Source organism: Marinibactrum halimedae (assembly GCF_021234875.1).
GTDB classification, from domain to species: domain Bacteria; phylum Pseudomonadota; class Gammaproteobacteria; order Pseudomonadales; family Cellvibrionaceae; genus Marinibactrum; species Marinibactrum halimedae.
This window is the reverse complement of record NZ_JAJQVM010000002.1, coordinates 68410-85901: the sequence shown is the minus strand read 5'-3', so window position 1 is coordinate 85901 and position 17492 is coordinate 68410. Positions and strand designations below refer to the sequence as shown.

Here is a 17492-nt window from a genome sequence, read left to right as displayed (position 1 = left end):
ATTCGGCGCGTTACGAATGGGTATGCCATTTTTTTTATTGTTAACGCAATCATTGCTCTGATGTCTCTTCACAATCGGTGCCGGTATTGCGTTTAATTTTACGGCTTTCAATAAAGGTAATCATTTTATGATAAAAAAATCACTGTTGATTGTTGGTACTTTTTTTTCAGCAATCTTAAATGCGGAAACCATGACGCAAACAATAGAGATTGAAGCAGATTATCCGATCGCATTGATTGAAAATGAATCATTTACAATGCCCATCCATTTAGGTGCGCAGTTTTCGTCTATCGAAGAGCTGTGTGTTCAATTTGAATTTGGTGACATAGAAAGTTTTGATGGTATTGCAGACAGTTTATCTGTAGAGCGAGAAATTGAGCGTACAGAAATAAAAGATAAATTATTAACATTCTTTCCCTCTTATTCTATTTTAAAATGGGCAGAAATCATAAATCCAATTTACGACGATCAGGGCAATGTGTTGGTGCCTGGCTCCACTAACTATTATTTGAGTAACGTTAATGCCTGCTTACCTGTTTCAGGAAAAGCACTGCGAGATGGTGTGTTTAATTTAGACCTCTTAACTCAAGGAGGGGGTGTAGAGATAAAAAATGTAACGGTTAATGTGAAAGGCACAGAAAGCACCATACGAGTTATCTCAACATTAGATGAGCATGATAATTTTTACGTACCCAGCTACGGAGGCCGAGTTAATTACGATTTAGAGATTTTCAATAATGACGAAGACAATCCAGAAAAACGTTTTAAATCCTGGTCGGTCATCTATTTTCCAGATGCGACCCCTTATCCGGTAAAAACACCTCATAATATAGCGGTGAAGTTTAATGAGCCTAAATTATTTAATCGAAATTATTTGAATATTCCCGCTTGGTTTGAGCCGGGCGAGTACGATTTGTATTGGTTTTTGCAAGACCCGGAAACTCAGGAGCAGGTTCAGGCGCATATGCGGTTTGTTAAAGAATAATCATGAAGAAAGTTTTTCTTGTCTCTAATAAAGGTTGTTGAATATGATAAAAAAATCACTGCTGTTGGCTGGTATTATTTTTTCAGGTTTGGTTGGTGCAGAATCTAATGTCAATGAAGTTGACTTAGATCTTGAATATCCTTTGCAGTTGAAAGAAGGAAGTGTTTATCGATTTCCTGTCGATCTTGGTCAGGAATACCTCTCTATTGAAGAGGTGTGTGTTTCTCTTGAATTAGTGGATAAAGTGACTTACCCAACTTCTCCTAGAGGGCTTTCCGTGAGCCGCGAAAGAGAGTTGTCTGATCCTTATGATATTAAAATTATGCATTTAGTTAGCTATTTCCCAATCGCACTTAGGCTTGAAGAAATTTATGATGAAAATGGGGAAGTGATAGGATTTAAAACTGTAGAAATTATACCTGAAATTAAAGTCTGCTTTCCTGGAAATGAAGAGGTTTATTTAGATGGGCGGTATAATTTAAGATTGGAAGTTCCCTCCTTTTCTAGTGACTCAGAGGATGATTTGAAATATTATGATGTTGAAAATATTAAAGTCACTGTAAAAGGTGAAAAAAGTTTAGTGTCTAGTAAGTTGACGCGCCAACCTTCTCAATCCGATTTGGGTAGCGATAAAATAGTGAATTACAATGTAGAGATTGTTAATAATGATTTTAATGATCTTGAAAAGACTATGACGGTGTGGGCCACTATGTTCTTATCTAATGGGTTGCCTTATGCTCTTAAAGAGCCTTTCGAAGTTAATCTTAAATATGGAGAGCCTATTCTTATTGAAAGCAGAGAGTTGGATATGCCAGATTTTATTGGAGACGAATTTGGTGATATTTATGAGATACATTGGTTTGTATCGGATGAAAATGGAAAAATTCACTCTCGTACTAATTTAAAGCTTCTTGAAAGAGCTTATTAAGATTTTCCTTCCACCCCAATAGCGTCTACTATGGTAGCCCGCCTCATTTCACAATGAAGCGGGCATTAATAAAAGCATATAGAAAAGCATATAGAAAAAGGGGCGTGCGAATGTTGATTTCTTCTGGGTCTGGGTGGCGAAATTTTAGTCAAAAATTATTCGGTGCTGCTTTGCTTTCAGCAGCGCTTTTATCGGGGTGTGCATCACAGGGTACGCAGCCTGTGGCTGAATCGGATGAATCAAAAGCCATAACCGGCGAGCCGGTGTTGTTGTTTCTTGGTCAAGATACCTACACGATTGATGAATATCATCGAACGGTTCCAGAAGATGAGCTGGAAGGCGTTACTTTGTATACCGGGGTTTTCCAACAAGCCACCAATGAGAACTTTCCGGGGGTGTATACCCCTGCCCACTGGGATTCTGGCATTATTGATTTTCAAAAAACGCTATCGGACTTTCCCAGCGCGGCATTGGCCATTGGGTTAGCGTTTACCGACAAGCCGGTAGATCAAGATCGTATTGCAAAAGAGATCGCTGAAGGCAAGTTTGATGAACCCATTACGCGCTTTGCACAGACGTTGCGTGACCATCAACAACCGGTTTATTTACGCATTGGCCATGAATTTGACGGCCCATGGAATCAATACCACCCTGCCAGTTATAAAGCGGCGTTTCGGCACATTCATGATCTTTTAGAGCAAGCCGGCGCTACTAATGTAAAAACCGTATGGCATTCTGCAACTTGGCCGGATAAAAGTCTGGGTGGCGAGCGTGCCAGCGATTACGATCATCAGCGGCCTGAAATGTTAAACGATTGGTATCCCGGCGACGATGTGGTGGATGTGGTAGGCGTCTCGGTTTTTTATCGTGATCTCACAGTATGGACGTACACGCCACCGGATACGCCCCAGCGTGCGCAAGATCAATTATTGGATTTTGCTCGTGCTCACCATAAGCCGGTGATGATTTCAGAGGCGGCTCCGCAAGGTTATCGCATAGCAGAGTTATCTCGTAGCCCCATTATGAAAAACGAACCGGTGTCTATTTCCGCAGAAGCGTTATGGAATGAATGGTACCAACCGTTTTTTGATTTTATTGATGATAACCGTGATGTGATTACTTCTGTGGCTTACATTAATACCCATTGGGACAGTCAATTTATGTGGCATTGTATACCTGGCGGGCAAGCCGGTCAGCCTCATTGCCCTTCGGGCTTTTGGGGCGACAGCCGTGTGCAGGTGAACCCACTCATTCGTGAACGTTGGTTAAAAGAAGTATTAAATCCAAAGAAATACTTGCAGGCGGGTAAACCCTCAGAGAAGAAATAATATTTAGAGGAGCTGCTATTAAGCCAATTTTTGGCAGCTCCCATCTCAATAGATCGCTTTTAGTTGGTGCCTTCTAGTTAATGCCGTCTAAATGCGTATTTTCCACGTTAGATTGAGGTAATTTTATTTCCGATAATTCCATATAATTCGCATCGCCATCTTCAATATACGCCAATTTAACGATTCCATAAGCCAGTTCTGGCGCTAGCCAAATTTGTGTTTTTTCTTCCCCGTTATTTTTCTTTTCCAGCTTTACGGTGGAATAGGTTTTTCCATTGACTTTTATTTCTTCGTTACCCAGTCGCTCGTATTGGTAATGTTTAACGCCACGGCGTTTTGCGATGGCATACTCAAATGTGTTTTGGTTTGCATTACATGCGACGTCAATTTGCAATCGAATTTGATGACTTAATTGATCGTACACTGGCTCTGTGGTGGTAAGTTTACGTTGTCCGCGTGTGGGGGAATCTGAAATAAATTCGTTAGCGTGATTCGATGGGGTAATGGTGTAATCTTTTTTATTACTTAACCCCTGCCGTGCATAGCGGTATTCCATCAATTGCCACGATGGCCATTGAAACTGGCTTTCTTCGGTTAGGCGGATAAATAACCACGAACTTTCTGTGGTGGCGTGAATGGTTTGGTCATCAGTGGCCTCGATACGTCGAACTGCATCTGCGTGGATGCCATCGTAATTGGCTTTATAGTGCCAAGTGGAATCTAATAGTTGGTTAAGTGCTTGTTGTGAACACTCCTCTTGTGGCGTTATTGAGTGAGTTGCGGAAGACTCGTGTGCCGCGCTTGTTGTGAGGATATTATCCACACTGGTTTGGCTGGTAGCGGTTTGAGCCTGTAATGTGTATGGCAATAGCGCCAAGGTGATACCACCCATTAACAATGTTTTTTTCATTACAGGCCACTCTCCAAAAAATACTCTCCAAATACCCCTGTAGTATAAGGGCGCTTGCGTGAATTCTATATGAACCTCATGGTAGTGATGATAGTGATTACGCAGAGCATCGTGTTAAGGCGAAATTGATAGGCGGTGCCCTCTAATAGGCTGTACCCTCTATAGAGAGTGACACCGCGTCAGTCAGGTTTTAGGCAGATTATGGTGGTTGGTAGTTAGTAGTTAGTTAGAATATTGATCATACCATTCCAGCATTTGCTGAGGATTTTCTGAAAAATAGGTATAACCGCGAAAACGTTGTTTGGTGCCTTCAATCCAATACAATTTTTTCTCCTTGACTGGAATCGCATCGTAAATCGCTTGGACATCTTCTTCTGCGCAGGTGAAAGCGTCTTCTCTCACTTGTACCACAAAGGTAGGGATATTGATAAAAGGGGCATCACCGATGGGTGCCGAGTCAGACATCCTATAACCCCAGATCTCTTTGTAGTGTTTTTCAAAAGCGATTTCGCCTTTCTTACCCAGCTTCATGTTTTTGCTGAGCTTCTTGATTAGCGCAGTGCCTGAGATAGGTTGAATTAACATCATGGATTTAATGCCTTCAAAGGCTTCTGGTGCTTTACGCATGGCTACTAAAGTCGCATTACCGCCTAAGCACATGCTGTGAAGATGAATGTCCATCTCTTTAGTATCGGTTCTGGAGCGAATGTAATTTAAAGAACCAATCACATCTTTGTATTCAAAAAGATTGGGGTTGTAACCACCGTTTTGAGCCGGAGCGCTGAACCCATGATTTCTTAAATCGTAGGCAAGCACGTTATAACCGGCTTCAACCAAAGCTTTGTATTTAGGGAGAAAGTTGACTTCAAACCCGCCAGCTTTATGCCAAGGCTTGATATGTCCGGCATAGCCATAGCGATTGCCTGGTGAAAAGTGATTGCAAATAACTACCTTGTTAGATGGCTTTTTGGCGGGCATATACCAACCTTCCAACACAATCCCATCTGAGGAGGGAAAGGTAATTTCTTCATACGCCATGCCGTATTCGTCAGGGCGTCTTAGGATGGGGGTGCGTGGAACATCGGCGATAACTTTAGCCACTTTTTTCATTAGAAAATTCGCGATCATGGTCTTTCCTCGGATGTTGATACAGCGGGCACGGGTGGCGTGGTGAGCCTTTCGTGTAACTCATTAAACAGTGAGTACAGAATACCAATCGCTGTCGTTATCGGCGTATACATATTCAAGATTGTTGTATACATATCCCTTTTGTGCCAAATACTACAATGGCGCAAAATACATCCCATTAAAGAAAAATTAAGGTTTTAATTAATTAGACATTACTTTTCTACTTCTATGTTTTTGGGGTAGTGGTAAAGTGGTGTTGCCGTCTTTTCTCATTTTTATCATGTGTGTGCTGCTCCTTTAGGTTCCGTATTTTATTGAGCCTATTGGCATGTACTTGTGTTACATGCATTGACTTTTATGTGTGAGTTTTTTGTCTGTATATGTTTTTTACCATGTACATGGTTTCTTAGTTTGCATAAAAAATATCGAAAAGACGTTTGTGTGTACCTCTTTAAAAATCAATCATAATAAGGTGACAAATATGGATGTGAAAGGAAGTGAAAAGTCTGAAGCTCAATCCAGTCTTTCATTATGGTCTTTAGTGGTCGTATTGTTTTCTCTACTGATGATCAGTGAAAGTTCGTATTCGTTTGAAGCCTTTGAGGCGGATTGCGAAAATGATCCTCGCGTCGAAACAGGCTTGGTGAGCCTAAGCGTCTGTGTTGGCGCAAAAATATTTTTTGAAGAAACGTTTGATGGAAATGGCCGCACCTGTGGTACCTGCCATCGTGCGGAAGACAACTTTACAATTTCTCCACAATTTATAAAAAGACTGTCTTCTGATGACCCGTTGTTCGTTGCAAGCAATAACGTTTCTATTGCCACACTGGAGCGTCCGGATTTTTTAAGAAATTTTGCGCTCATTCTTGAGAATGTGGACGGCAGAGAAGATTTAGATAATAAATTTACCCTGCGTTCTATTCCTCATACACTGTCTATGGCAACCAGTTTAGCGCCGGATGTAACCGATGGTACCACTATTCCACCCTTTGAAAGAACAGGTTGGTCGGGTGATGGTGCGCCGAACGATGGTACATTACGGGATTTTTTAACTGGCGCGGTTATTCAACATTTTCCGAAAGATTTAAGTCGGGTGGATGGGGTGTCTTTCCGCTTGCCTACGGAGGAAGAGCTGGATTTTGCGCTGGATTTTCAGATCGCATTAGGGCGCACTAATGAGATTGATTTGAGTGCACTGCAATTGAACGATAACGCCGCTCAAGCGGGTATTGATGTTTTTTTAAATCAAGGCCGTTGTAATGCTTGTCATTTAAATGCCGGTGCCAATTTTATTGTTAATGGCAATAACCGAAATTTTAATACAGGGACAGAAGCCGCACGCTTAAGGTCGGTGGATGCTGCAAATATTCCACGCGATGGTGGCTTTGGTGGGGCTGGGTTAACCGAATTTAATGTGGATACCAATGGCGATAATATCAATGATGCCTTTGGGAATGGTACGTTTAACAGCCCGCCGTTAATTGAAGCGGCCGATACCGGGCCCTTTTTTCACACTAACGCCTCGGGTGATCTGGAAGAGGCGATCGAATTCTATAATTCTGATGCATTTGCTAACTCTCCCAGTGGCCAGGTGGGCAGCCCAATTAATTTAAGTCGTCAAGAAGTCAACCAGGTGGGGCGTTTATTGCGTGTGTTAAATGCGGCCTTGAATATTGATATGGCATTACAGCGCTTAGAAGCCGTCATCGTTGTTTTGGATGATTTCAATGGCGATTCTTTAGAGACACAAATTGATTTGATTGAACTGGCGCAGTTCGAATTGGAAGATGCTCGGCAGGTGTTATTGGGAACACGAGGCCGAATTTTACATCAATCGGCGGCGAGAGATTTGCAAGCCGCACTGCAAAGAACCCGTCGAGCTCTCGGTCGTGATGACGACGACGATGATGACGATGATGATGAGGATGGAGATAGAAGGCGGCTAATGGACGACGATGATGAAGATGACGACGATGATGATGACCCAATTAAAGATCGTGATCGCCGTCGTTTAGTGAATCAAGCAATTGATCTGGCTGAGCGTGCTCGTGCGGAGTTTGGGCAAGGTATTTTTTATGAATTGGGTGAGGGTAATTTGATTCGTTAATGTGTGAGTAACAATTCAATTTACGTATTGTAAAAATAAAAAAAGCGCTTCCAATCAATTCTTCATAATTGAGTAGGGAGCGCTTTCTATTTAGGATTTTATACTTCAGCAACGCTCTCCACGGTAAACTCACCTAAGCCGACTTGTTTGACAATTTGACGATAAAACTTCCAACTTACGCCACTAATCATACCCTTTTGTCTAATACCGTAATAATAAGCATACATATCAGGTGTAGTTCGATAGTCACCTCTATGCAATGTAGATTGTGCAAAATCGAGGCTTTCTTTCATTGCTGCATCATCGGTAGAGCCGTTTGCCGTTTGTATATTGTGGTGGCTTACACGGACAGCACCACTGCCGTCAGAAGCACGAATATAGCCAACAGCACAGCCCGATAATTGAGCTGTAAACATAATGTCTGCTGTGTCGTTGTTTTCCAGAACGACGTGATAACCTGAGTTTTCCCCCCATGGGAGGTAATAGGCTAGGAGATTACCGCGATCAATATTTCCACTGTAGGTTGTTGTCTTTGGCCCTTCATAAAGATCAAAATCAAATTTGCGTAAGTATGAGCAATTAAGATTTGCAGTAGGTGAAGGAACAAGGAGAATATTCTTTGATAGAAATTTTTTTGGGTTTTCAATTAATCCTTTTTTTACTGCACTGGTATCGCGATCAGACATTTACTTTTCCTCTCATCCTTTGATTGTCACAATCTGCGCCGTGACGGTTAAATTGTACTGCTAAGCTGGGCATAGCAATCTATGCAATGAACACAGTGTAACTTGTCGTCTTTGGCACATTTCGCAAATTCATTGGAAAGAAATCCTAAAGTCATACGATTTTTTTAGAGTGGCTTGTTTGTAATCCGTTGTGACTAAAATTCGATGTTTGGTCATTTTTTTGGAAAAATGACGCCTTTTGCTATTGTGAGTGATTGGGCGTGACTGCCATGGTGTAGACAAGAATGTAAGAGACTTTTTGTTATGACAAATACAACCCCCATGGACTCATCTACAAAAGAGACGGAGCAAAAGCCAGTACGCTCATTTACCGTATTGAAGCACCTGTGGCAATTTATGCGGCCTTATAAAGGCACATTAGTGGCGGCAGGGGTGGCTTTGGTATTTACCGCAGGGGTCACTCTGTCGATTGGTCAGGGCGTTCGGTTGCTTATTGATGAAGGATTTATCGCTCAGTCTCAAGCGGCTTTAGGGCAGTCAGTGATGACTGTGGTTGTTTTGTCCTTATTAATGGCCTTGGGCACCTACACCCGTTTTTATTTAGTGTCGTGGTTAGGAGAGCGAGTCACCGCCGATTTACGCGCGGCTGTCTTCTCTCATTTAATCACCTTGCACCCGAGCTACTTTGAATTAAATCGCAGTGGTGAAATTATGTCGCGTTTAACCACAGACACCACGTTATTGCAAAACATCATTGGCTCGTCCTTTTCTATGGCCTTGCGCAGTGCGTTAACGTTTGTGGGGGCGTTGATTTTATTATTATTCACCAACTTAAAATTAAGTTTAATGGTGCTCATTGGTGTGCCGTTAGTTTTGGCTCCCATTCTTTGGTACGGGCGCCGAGTGCGTAAGCTGTCCAAAGCCAGCCAAGATGCCATTGCCGATGTAGGCACTTACGCTGGAGAAATTATTCAAAATATTAAAACCGTACAAAGTTACACCCATGAGGAATTGGAAAAAAAAGCGTTCGGCAAAGAAGTTGAAACAGCTTTCAAAGTGGCTAAAGGCCGAATTCGTCAGCGCGCAATGTTAATTGCCTCTGTTATTTTATTGGTATTTGTGGCTATTGGTGGCCTAATTTGGGTGGGCGGTAGCGATATGTTAGCTGGTCGTATGACTGGGGGCGATTTAGCCGCTTTTGTGTTTTATGCCATCGTCATGGCGTCGGCCGTCGCCACCATTTCCGAAGTGCTGGGCGAATTACAGCGTGCGGCTGGGGCAACAGAGCGCTTAATTGAATTATTAAATGTAAAATCCCTGATTCCCACAAACGTAGGGGATACCTACCAAGGTGAAAAAGAAAATCAAGGGCCATTATTGGCATTTCGAAATGTGCAATTTGCTTATCCCTCTCGCCCCACTTTACCGGCGGTGGCCGGCTTGTCGCTTGATGTCCCGCAGGGAAAAAGTTTAGCCTTGGTGGGCCCGTCCGGTGCCGGTAAATCCACATTATTTGAATTAATTCAGCGATTTTATGACCCGGACGCCGGTCAAATTACCTTAGGCGGTGTCGATATTCGTACTTTAAGCACAGAATCATTACGACAACAATTAGCCGTAGTGCCGCAACAGCCGGTGCTGTTTACCGCTGATGTTTGGTACAACATCCGTTACGGCAAACCCAACGCCACGGATGAAGAAGTCATCCAAGCGGCAAAGGCGGCACATGCCCATGAATTTATTGAAAAACTGCCAGAAGGATATAACAGTCATTTAGGCGAGCAAGGCACACGATTATCTGGTGGACAAAAACAACGTATTGCTATTGCTCGCGCTATTTTGAATGACCCCAAAATTTTATTGTTGGATGAAGCCACCAGCGCCTTAGATGCAGAAAGCGAACATCACGTCCAACAAGCCTTAGAGACTCTAATGGAAAATCGTACCACATTAATTATTGCGCATAGGCTATCCACCATTTTGCATGTGGATAATATTGCCGTACTGGAAAACGGGCAATTGCAAGACTTGGGCACGCACTTAGAATTAATGGAAAGTTCACCTTTGTATCGGCGATTGGCCCAATTGCAGTTTGGTGACGTTCAAAAGGAAGTATAAAGAGAAAACAGGGGCAGATAGCTCTGCCCTAAATAAGATTCAGATTTCCTTATAAAGCTTATCAGAGTGGTTTATTTTTTTACTCCAAACGTATAAGCATGTACTTTGCCTTCGTCATAGGCAGGAATATAAATCTCCGTAAACGTATCAAGATTGCTATCTATAATGGCTGCGGTGCCGATGACGGATTCTGTGCTTTCGTGAAGAATTCTTTCTTCGTAATCCCAGTTGTTGGAAGAGGATGACGTGGGCACCAGGAGATGTGCACGCATTGAGCCATCGCCACTGACGTAAATCCAGGGTTTGGTTAAAAACGTGGTGAGAGTATTCGGGTGAAAGGCTTCGGCTTCGCCAGGAGAGGCTTGTCGATCTCCGGGTTTTCGGGTTTCAATATTAGTGAGTAAAGTGTGTTTTGGCCAAATCTCAGTGAGCGGATTAGAGGGTACTTCGTAGGCAAAGACCGATGCACTTAAATCAGACTGATGATTAGTGACCAATAAATCGATATTGCCATCCAAGTTTAAATCGCTGGCACTGACGGAAAACCCGGCCCCCAGTTCGGCATCAATCACACGATATCCCCATGGTGTATTGGCATCATTCGTTTCATAAATCCACGTTAGACGTTGTGCAAAAAACTCTGTGGCGATGATATCCAGTGCGTTATCATTATTTAAATCACCGACATAAAAATTCACATCTGGCCCCGCTTGAATGGTGTGTTCCGTCCAGGGTTGAGTGATAGAATTGTTATTGGGATTTTCAAGCCAAAGTAATTCTGTCAATACTCCCGCCGGCCCTGCTATTTTTGCTCTGGCGGTGATAATGTCCAGTGCTCCATCGTGATTAATGTCCTCCCAGTGCACGGAATGATGTAGCCATCCTGCTTCAGAAATAAGGTGGGGCATTTGGGTTTCCATATTAAAAAGATATATTCCACCTTGTTCTTGGTAGGGAGGAAAAAATCCACTGGCAATCGTCATCGATTGAAAAGGCGTCACTCCGGCAGGGACAAGTTGTGCCTCATTGGGCCAATGTATATTTTCGGAAATAACATTCACCTCAACCATATCGGTGGTTCCGAATGTAGGAATAGCCCATAGATTGTCTACACGATAAATGCCGAATGCATTGGTGATGGAAAAACTACTGACCGTGAGGGATTTTGTGGGCTGATCGTAAAATTTTTGTGTGTCTACAAATGCAGCAAAGGGAATGTCTAAGGCACCTAAATAGTGCGAAGTATAATCAGAAGCCAATAAAGGGCTGGCGCTTAGTAAAGCGATGGTAAGAATTTTTTTATTCATGATTATTTCTCGAAAATTAATTGCCTTGTAAGAAGGTTAAGAACGAAGAAGTTAAAAGTGTAAAAATCGATTTATAAGGCGCCCAAGTAATGACGTTACCGTTAAAAAACGGTAATGCAATAAAAATAAATAAAGAAAAATTAATATGGCAGAAAATGAATAGATGTTGCGCGTGAGACCTAAAAACTGGCAGGAAACTAATTGTGTTAGGAAACAAAACGGTATTTTTTGATTTATAATCACAGTATTTGCGAATTATCTTCTCATTGTAGACCTATGATATGAAACTGACATATCTGAAAACTGAGGAAAAGGTATTAAAGGTTGTGATAAAAAATACTTTGCCAGTGATGATAATGCTGTTTTCTAGTGTGGTATTATCACACGTATCATCCAGTGAAAAAAATAGTGCGGCATCTGGTGCAGTGCATAGTCATGCTTCCATAAGCTCACCTAAGCAGAATATTCGTAATACGGTTTTAACCAAACGATCTGCAGATTGTGCAGAGTATGTCTCGGTGACTTACGCAAGTGTTGAAGATGAGCAGCGTCGAAAATCATTCCAAAGTCATCTCACTATTACCGCAGAAGGCAATCATTGTTTATTTCACTCCAATAATATTCCCAATCATAATTTTAATGATCGTACCGCCCATTTTGCTCATTCCGTTGAAGAGATAGCACAGCAATTTACTCTTAATCGTTATCCAATATACCGTGAGCATACGGTGCCGTTATCTCAACAATGGCTGAATGGTATTATGCTTAATGGTGTGGTGATTGATTTGATGTCTGCCGGGTGTTATCAGCCTAATGCCCCTATGGCCGATCGCGAAGGCAATGTATCGGCGGGTTGCAGAGGCAACGCAAAATGGGTGCTAGAGCCGTTGGGCTCGATTCATAAATTCGGTTCCGATGCTCATAATGCCCATACTCAGCCGGGGGGAATGTACCATTACCATGGTAATCCTAAGGCGTTATTTAATGATCAACCGGGCGCGAAAGGCTCGCCGGTTATTGGGTTTGCCGCCGATGGCTTTCCCATTTATGGCAGTTATTTTTTTGATGGCCAAACCGTGCGTAAAGCCCGTTCCAGTTATCAATTAAAACAGGGGTATCGCCCCGGACGAAATGGCACTGACCCCGGTGGAAATTATGATGGCACCTATATTGCCGATTATGCTTTTAAGGAAGGCAGTGGCGATTTAGATAAGTGCAATGGGATGCGTATTAATGGTCAATACGGTTATTACGTGACAGACACTTACCCGTGGATTTTGAATTGTTTTCGCGGGCAACCTCATTTATCGTTTCAAAAAAAACCTCTTTCCAGTAACCCGTCCTCCAGTAATCCCTCCATGGGGCATCCGCCTCGTGAACACCCTGGTCAGCGAGAGCAGCGAGGTGGACGTCACCCACCGCCTCATCATCGTCGCCCGCCGCCTTAACCTTTTTAGGTTAGAGAATATGCATCACCGAGTAGTGAAAAACAGAGGTGTTGAAAGCTGAGCAGTTAAAAGCTGAATTTTTGCAGAACGATTGCGCCTTCCGATAAGCTATGGCATTTCAACGAGTGAGTGAGACACTCATTCACTGCTTTATTCTCTGATGGATAAAAATAAATGCCAAAAGCCATTGTTGTATTATTGTTGATTACCTTGGGGTCGATTGCGTTGCAATGGTTACCTGCCGAACCGATTGCCATTCGCGCCTTGTGTTTGTTATGGATTATTGCCGTGCTGTGGTTGAGTGAAATGGTGCATGTCACGATTACGGCGTTGTTGATACCTGTATTGTCGGTCTTGTTTGGAATTTGGCATTTGCCCCAGGCGTTAGACGCGTTTTCTCATCCCATTATTTTTGTCTTTTTTGGTGGCTTTGCGTTAGCGGCGGCTTTGCAGGCACAAGATATTGACCGATGGATTGCTCACAATATTTTGCGGATGTCTGGCGGTTTATTGAGTCGAGCGGTGATGATGCTGTGTTTGACCACGGCGGTGTTGTCCATGTGGATGAACAATACGGCCACGACGGCATTAATGTTGCCGTTAATTTTAGGATTATTACGGCAAGAGCCAACTTTAAGCGCGTCCACCAAAATTTTCAGTTTATTAGGTATTGCGTATTCGGCAAATTTAGGGGGTGTTGCCACGTTGGTGGGCAGTGCGCCTAACGGCATTGCGGCCACCGCGATTGACTACGATTTTTTATCGTGGTTAAAAGTTGGGGGCCCTGCGTTTTTATTGCTTTGGCCGTTAATGTTATGGGTAATGCATCGGGTATTAAAGCCTTCCTTTAATGGAACTCGTGTGGAAGTAGAGCAGTATACTTTTGAGTGGACACCCGCTCGAATGATTTTAATGGGCATTTTTACTTTTACGGTGATTGGTTGGTTTTTTAGTAAACCTTTGGGCCAACTTATTGGCATCGAACAGAGAATGAATGCCTGGGTGGCATTATTGGCTGTGTGTGCCTTGGTGGCCTCCCGTGTGGTGGAATGGAAGCACATTGAAGAATACACCCACTGGGGCACGTTATTATTATTTGGGGGTAGCTTAACTTTAAGTGCTGTTTTAAAAGTCAGTGGTGCCAGCGCTTTTTTAGGCAGCGTGATGTCTCATGCAGTAATGGGATTGCCTGGTGTATTGGTGTTAGTGGTGTTGGTGAGCTTTGTTATTTTATTAACAGAAATTAACAGTAACACCTCCTCCACTGCGTTACTCGTCCCGATTTTTATTACCTTGCCCGTTTCTGTGGTGGGCACGGAGCAAGCCGCTCTGGCGGTAGGCATCTCTGCTTCCTGCGCCTTTATGCTACCCGTCGCTACCCCTCCTAATGCCATTGTGCACAGCAGTGGCCTTATTCCCCAACAATCCATGATGAGGGTGGGGGCAGTGCTGAATGTAATGTGCATCGGGGTACTGAGTTTGCTGTTGTGGTTACTTCTGTAGATCTATTTGGGCATTGTCACTCCCATTGTGGTGGGGTTGCTTTATGATCGGTTACAATAAACTGGTTACCTTCCCAATGGCCTTCGTCATAAACCCATTTTTGAGGCTCCATGGTTTGAGCGATGGTAGCCTTTGGCCATGTTCTTTTCGCATAGTCCTGCTCTTTGCGAGAGGAGTCTGATAACTTAACTTTAATACTTTGTAAAATTTCTTCTTGTACTTTTCGTACTATAGGAAGGCATCGCTGAGTTTTGACTTTTTGTAGTGTAATAAATTTAATGACGATGACATGATATCGATTAATAGGAATAAGAGAGTAAGTAAAAGGAGGTTCTTCTACACGCTTTATTTTATCGGTGTAAGCAGAGTCATATTGCACGATAAACGAACCTGCTAGTTCTTTTGTTTGCCAATGAGTCGGAGCGATTTCTCGAAATTCACTTTTACTTTTTGCACCCGGCCCATTATTGAAATACATAAAATACTTAGTCGCTATTTCCAAGTGTGCCGGGTTGAATAACGAAAACGCTTTAGGCATGGTCGGGAAATATTCTAAGCTAATGGAAAGATCAATTTTGGCTAAGCTCGTTAGGGCAAAAGGAAATCCGCGCAATTCGTAGGTTTGCATTAAAAGAGGGATAAAGTCCACGAGATCATCTCCCGTTGAAATTAGATCGCCGCATATTGTTAGCTCACTCTGGCTATAATTAAAATAGTCAATTGTAGATTCTGAATTTACAAAATTAACCATACTTGAGTGAGTTTGACTTGGTACATCAATAGAAAACCCGGTGCCAATCAGGTTAAAAAACACCGTTATCTTTTTCTGATTTCCGGGTATGTAAGGTTTTTGATCTGAAGCGAGTAATGCATCAAGCATGAATTATAATCCTATTTAAAAGTAATATTTTTCAATTGTTGAAAATTTAATTTCCTGTCATTTGCTCTCTCTAAATTCTATTAAGGGCGTAAGTTTCATTTAGTGTAGAAAAAGTCTGAAATATGACAAGCACATTAATTTTTTATTTCGTTCTGATCTATAAGTCAAATTATTAAATTTTTGTTATTTGAATCTTTTTTTGACTGAGTATTTTTAGTTTTCCGTTATTAGAGTCGTGGAATTCGATTCTGAGTTTCTCGCTGCACTTAGAAAGCACTTAATAATTGATCAAATTAAATTTTTATTTAACCTAGGTGAAACAAGAATGAAACATTTAACCCCCTTTGGTTGGCGACGGCTAAGGTTTTGTCTCGGTGTGTTGTTTTTTTTGGTGCCGATTTCAAAAACAATCAGCGCCAATGAAGAAGGAGCAGCGGCGCAGGACGCGTTCATCACGCAAACTATTTCGCTCAACCCGGGATGGAATGCGGTTTTTTTAGAAGTAAGCCCCGATGATGGCGATGAGGAAACGACAAACGACAATATAATGTCTCGTGTTTTTGAGTCGGAAAGCATTGAAAAAATCTGGGCACAAATCAGACCAGAGTCACCGGTGCAGTATTTATTGCAGCCCGATGAATTGGGATTTAACGAAGGAGGATGGAAAGTTTACATCCCAGAAGATAAACCTGGCGCAATGTTAACCAATTTGTTTGCGGCAACCGCAGGTCAAGTTTACTTGGTGAAAGTATCCGGAGAAGATTCGATCGAATTAGAGGTTAAGGGAAAGCCTGCTTACAAACCGATTCGTTGGCAGCCCAACAGTTTTAATTTGGTGGGGTTTTACAGTGACCCAGATAACCCAACGGATTTTCGACGTTTCTTAAATTTACCTGGCGGCTCCGATCAAAAAATTTACGAACTCGCGTTTGATGAAAGTGTTGGGCGTTCTCAATGGCAGCGGGTCAGTGCAGACAGCTTAATGGAGCCGGGGCGGGGTTATTATGTGTATAACGATGGATCACTCATCAACTCTGGCCCGTTAGAAATTGGCGGTGTGGCACGTAATGGCCTTATTTACCCAGAGAACCTTTCGATTTTAACGTTATCGTTGACCAATCGAATGAGTCGCCCTATTGATGCGGTGAGCGTGTCTGTCGGTGACTTCCCCTTGATGTATTTTTCGCGCTTTGCACAAGACAGTGCTGAACCCCAGTGGCTTGGGATAGAGGGGTTTTCGCCGTCGATGAACCCTGGCGAGCAAGTGGATGTGTTAATGGGGTTGGATAAGGCGGTGTTGTCAGAAAAAACGTCAGGTGTGTTAACCATTAAGGCCGGAGGTGAGCGTATTCGTTTACCTTTAGAAGCCACGCCAATGGATTCGTTCGCAGGATTATGGGCGGGCATTGCAGTGCTTGATCAGGTGAGTTATGTACACAGTGCTGATGGAGACGCCCTTGAACAAACCCCCGCTCCATTAATGATGAAACTCATCGTTCATGTGGATGAGAATGACCAAGCGCGTTTATTAAAACAAGTGTATGTGGTGCGCGAAACGAGTTTGGATGGCAATGACAACGGGGTATTAATTACCGACGATCAACAATTGCCGAATTATGGCGGTGTGACTCTTACTCGGGGAGAGTCTATGGGCGTGCGCTTGAGCAGTTCTGCATTTGATTTTGTAGGCAATACCTTGTCGCTGCAAGGGAGTGTGCATAGCGGTCTGTCGGGTGTAATTGAACTGCCTACCAATTTACCGACGCATCCCATGAAGCATCAGTGGCACCTTGGCCATGACGATCAAAATAATTCGACGGGTGACGTTATTGACGATACCGCTTCCACGTTTACCGATGAAGTTTGGCCAATAACTCGAACCCTGTCTCTCACGCCAAATTCGGCTTTAGAGCCTACGCCAGATAATGGTTTAGGGCGATTAACCGGTGTGTATGAAGAACAGATTCATGGTTTGCATAAAGACGTGATTACGGTGCGAGGCCGATATGAACTTAACCGCATTAATACCATTGATGTTATCGACCCTTAGTCTCGATTGAAACGCGATAAACGATAAATGTAAAAAATTTATCCTTAAAACCGTTCAATTTATTTCTGAAAACTTAACGCTGAAATGCTGAGTGATTTTCATGAACATACCTCA

At 42.8% G+C, this 17492-nt stretch carries 13 protein-coding genes; 8 read left to right on the top strand and 5 right to left on the bottom strand.

Features of this window, described 5'->3' with window-relative positions; translation table 11 throughout:
* Window positions 1–127: 127 nt before the first annotated feature.
* The 3 genes from LU351_RS01570 (at window position 128) to LU351_RS01560 (ending at window position 3241) form a co-directional block, all read left to right on the top strand.
* Window positions 128–985 carry a hypothetical protein gene (locus LU351_RS01570; RefSeq protein WP_232592250.1) on the top strand — a complete coding sequence of 286 codons (858 nt, stop codon included), beginning with the start codon at window positions 128–130 and terminating at the stop codon, window positions 983–985.
* A gap of 43 nt (window positions 986–1028) precedes the next feature.
* On the top strand, window positions 1029–1913 hold the full coding sequence (locus LU351_RS01565; protein WP_232592249.1) for a hypothetical protein: 885 nt from the start codon (window positions 1029–1031) through the stop codon (window positions 1911–1913).
* A 110-nt stretch (window positions 1914–2023) separates the two neighbouring features.
* A complete protein-coding gene (locus LU351_RS01560) occupies window positions 2024–3241 on the top strand; it encodes a glycosyl hydrolase (RefSeq protein ID WP_232592248.1) in 1218 nt (405 codons plus the stop codon).
* A 73-nt stretch (window positions 3242–3314) separates the two neighbouring features.
* On the opposite strand, the gene LU351_RS01555 is transcribed toward LU351_RS01560, so the two are convergent.
* Window positions 3315–4151, bottom strand: a complete 837-nt coding sequence (locus LU351_RS01555; RefSeq protein WP_232592247.1) for a DUF3108 domain-containing protein — start codon at window positions 4149–4151, stop codon at window positions 3315–3317.
* 222 nt (window positions 4152–4373) lie between these two features.
* Window positions 4374–5279 (bottom strand): alpha/beta hydrolase family protein, encoded by a 906-nt coding sequence (locus LU351_RS01550; protein ID WP_232592246.1) that lies wholly within the window; start codon window positions 5277–5279, stop codon window positions 4374–4376.
* Window positions 5280–5760: 481 nt separating this feature from the next.
* Between LU351_RS01550 and LU351_RS01545 the strand changes: the two genes are divergently transcribed.
* Window positions 5761–7386 carry a hypothetical protein gene (locus LU351_RS01545; protein ID WP_232592245.1) on the top strand — a complete coding sequence of 542 codons (1626 nt, stop codon included), beginning with the start codon at window positions 5761–5763 and terminating at the stop codon, window positions 7384–7386.
* A gap of 98 nt (window positions 7387–7484) precedes the next feature.
* Here the strand turns inward: LU351_RS01545 and LU351_RS01540 are convergent, their stop codons facing one another.
* A complete protein-coding gene (locus tag LU351_RS01540; protein ID WP_232592244.1) occupies window positions 7485–8072 on the bottom strand; it encodes a hypothetical protein in 588 nt (195 codons plus the stop codon).
* A gap of 303 nt (window positions 8073–8375) precedes the next feature.
* On the opposite strand from LU351_RS01540, the gene LU351_RS01535 reads away from it, so the two are divergent.
* Window positions 8376–10190, top strand: coding sequence for an ABC transporter transmembrane domain-containing protein (locus LU351_RS01535; RefSeq protein WP_269783228.1), 1815 nt, complete (start codon window positions 8376–8378; stop codon window positions 10188–10190).
* A gap of 71 nt (window positions 10191–10261) precedes the next feature.
* On the opposite strand, the gene LU351_RS01530 is transcribed toward LU351_RS01535, so the two are convergent.
* Window positions 10262–11497: an FG-GAP repeat domain-containing protein gene (locus LU351_RS01530; protein ID WP_232592243.1), complete on the bottom strand. Its 1236-nt coding sequence runs from the start codon at window positions 11495–11497 to the stop codon at window positions 10262–10264.
* A 356-nt stretch (window positions 11498–11853) separates the two neighbouring features.
* Here LU351_RS01530 and LU351_RS01525 point away from each other — a divergent pair, with 356 nt between their 5' ends.
* Both LU351_RS01525 and LU351_RS01520 read left to right on the top strand, forming a co-directional pair.
* Complete coding sequence (locus LU351_RS01525; protein ID WP_232592242.1) at window positions 11854–12945, top strand: YHYH protein; 1092 nt, start codon at window positions 11854–11856, stop codon at window positions 12943–12945.
* 174 nt (window positions 12946–13119) lie between these two features.
* Window positions 13120–14448 carry a DASS family sodium-coupled anion symporter gene (locus tag LU351_RS01520; RefSeq protein ID WP_232592241.1) on the top strand — a complete coding sequence of 443 codons (1329 nt, stop codon included), beginning with the start codon at window positions 13120–13122 and terminating at the stop codon, window positions 14446–14448.
* A 16-nt stretch (window positions 14449–14464) separates the two neighbouring features.
* Here the strand turns inward: LU351_RS01520 and LU351_RS01515 are convergent, their stop codons facing one another.
* A complete protein-coding gene (locus LU351_RS01515) occupies window positions 14465–15328 on the bottom strand; it encodes a hypothetical protein (RefSeq protein WP_232592240.1) in 864 nt (287 codons plus the stop codon).
* 325 nt (window positions 15329–15653) lie between these two features.
* On the opposite strand from LU351_RS01515, the gene LU351_RS01510 reads away from it, so the two are divergent.
* On the top strand, window positions 15654–17378 hold the full coding sequence (locus tag LU351_RS01510; RefSeq protein WP_232592239.1) for a hypothetical protein: 1725 nt from the start codon (window positions 15654–15656) through the stop codon (window positions 17376–17378).
* Window positions 17379–17492 lie beyond the last annotated feature (114 nt).

Excerpts from the sequence above, each read along its gene's own strand:
- LU351_RS01570 (WP_232592250.1), top strand. The coding sequence starts at position 128 with ATGATAAAAAAATCACTGTTGATTGTTGGTACTTTTTTTTCAGCAATC.
- LU351_RS01565 (WP_232592249.1), top strand. The coding sequence starts at position 1,029 with ATGATAAAAAAATCACTGCTGTTGGCTGGTATTATTTTTTCAGGTTTG.
- LU351_RS01560 (WP_232592248.1), top strand. The coding sequence starts at position 2,024 with ATGTTGATTTCTTCTGGGTCTGGGTGGCGAAATTTTAGTCAAAAATTA.
- LU351_RS01555 (WP_232592247.1), bottom strand. The coding sequence starts at position 4,151 with ATGAAAAAAACATTGTTAATGGGTGGTATCACCTTGGCGCTATTGCCA.
- LU351_RS01550 (WP_232592246.1), bottom strand. The coding sequence starts at position 5,279 with ATGATCGCGAATTTTCTAATGAAAAAAGTGGCTAAAGTTATCGCCGAT.
- LU351_RS01545 (WP_232592245.1), top strand. The coding sequence starts at position 5,761 with ATGGATGTGAAAGGAAGTGAAAAGTCTGAAGCTCAATCCAGTCTTTCA.
- LU351_RS01540 (WP_232592244.1), bottom strand. The coding sequence starts at position 8,072 with ATGTCTGATCGCGATACCAGTGCAGTAAAAAAAGGATTAATTGAAAAC.
- LU351_RS01535 (WP_269783228.1), top strand. The coding sequence starts at position 8,376 with ATGACAAATACAACCCCCATGGACTCATCTACAAAAGAGACGGAGCAA.
- LU351_RS01530 (WP_232592243.1), bottom strand. The coding sequence starts at position 11,497 with ATGAATAAAAAAATTCTTACCATCGCTTTACTAAGCGCCAGCCCTTTA.
- LU351_RS01525 (WP_232592242.1), top strand. The coding sequence starts at position 11,854 with ATGCTGTTTTCTAGTGTGGTATTATCACACGTATCATCCAGTGAAAAA.
- LU351_RS01520 (WP_232592241.1), top strand. The coding sequence starts at position 13,120 with ATGCCAAAAGCCATTGTTGTATTATTGTTGATTACCTTGGGGTCGATT.
- LU351_RS01515 (WP_232592240.1), bottom strand. The coding sequence starts at position 15,328 with ATGCTTGATGCATTACTCGCTTCAGATCAAAAACCTTACATACCCGGA.
- LU351_RS01510 (WP_232592239.1), top strand. The coding sequence starts at position 15,654 with ATGAAACATTTAACCCCCTTTGGTTGGCGACGGCTAAGGTTTTGTCTC.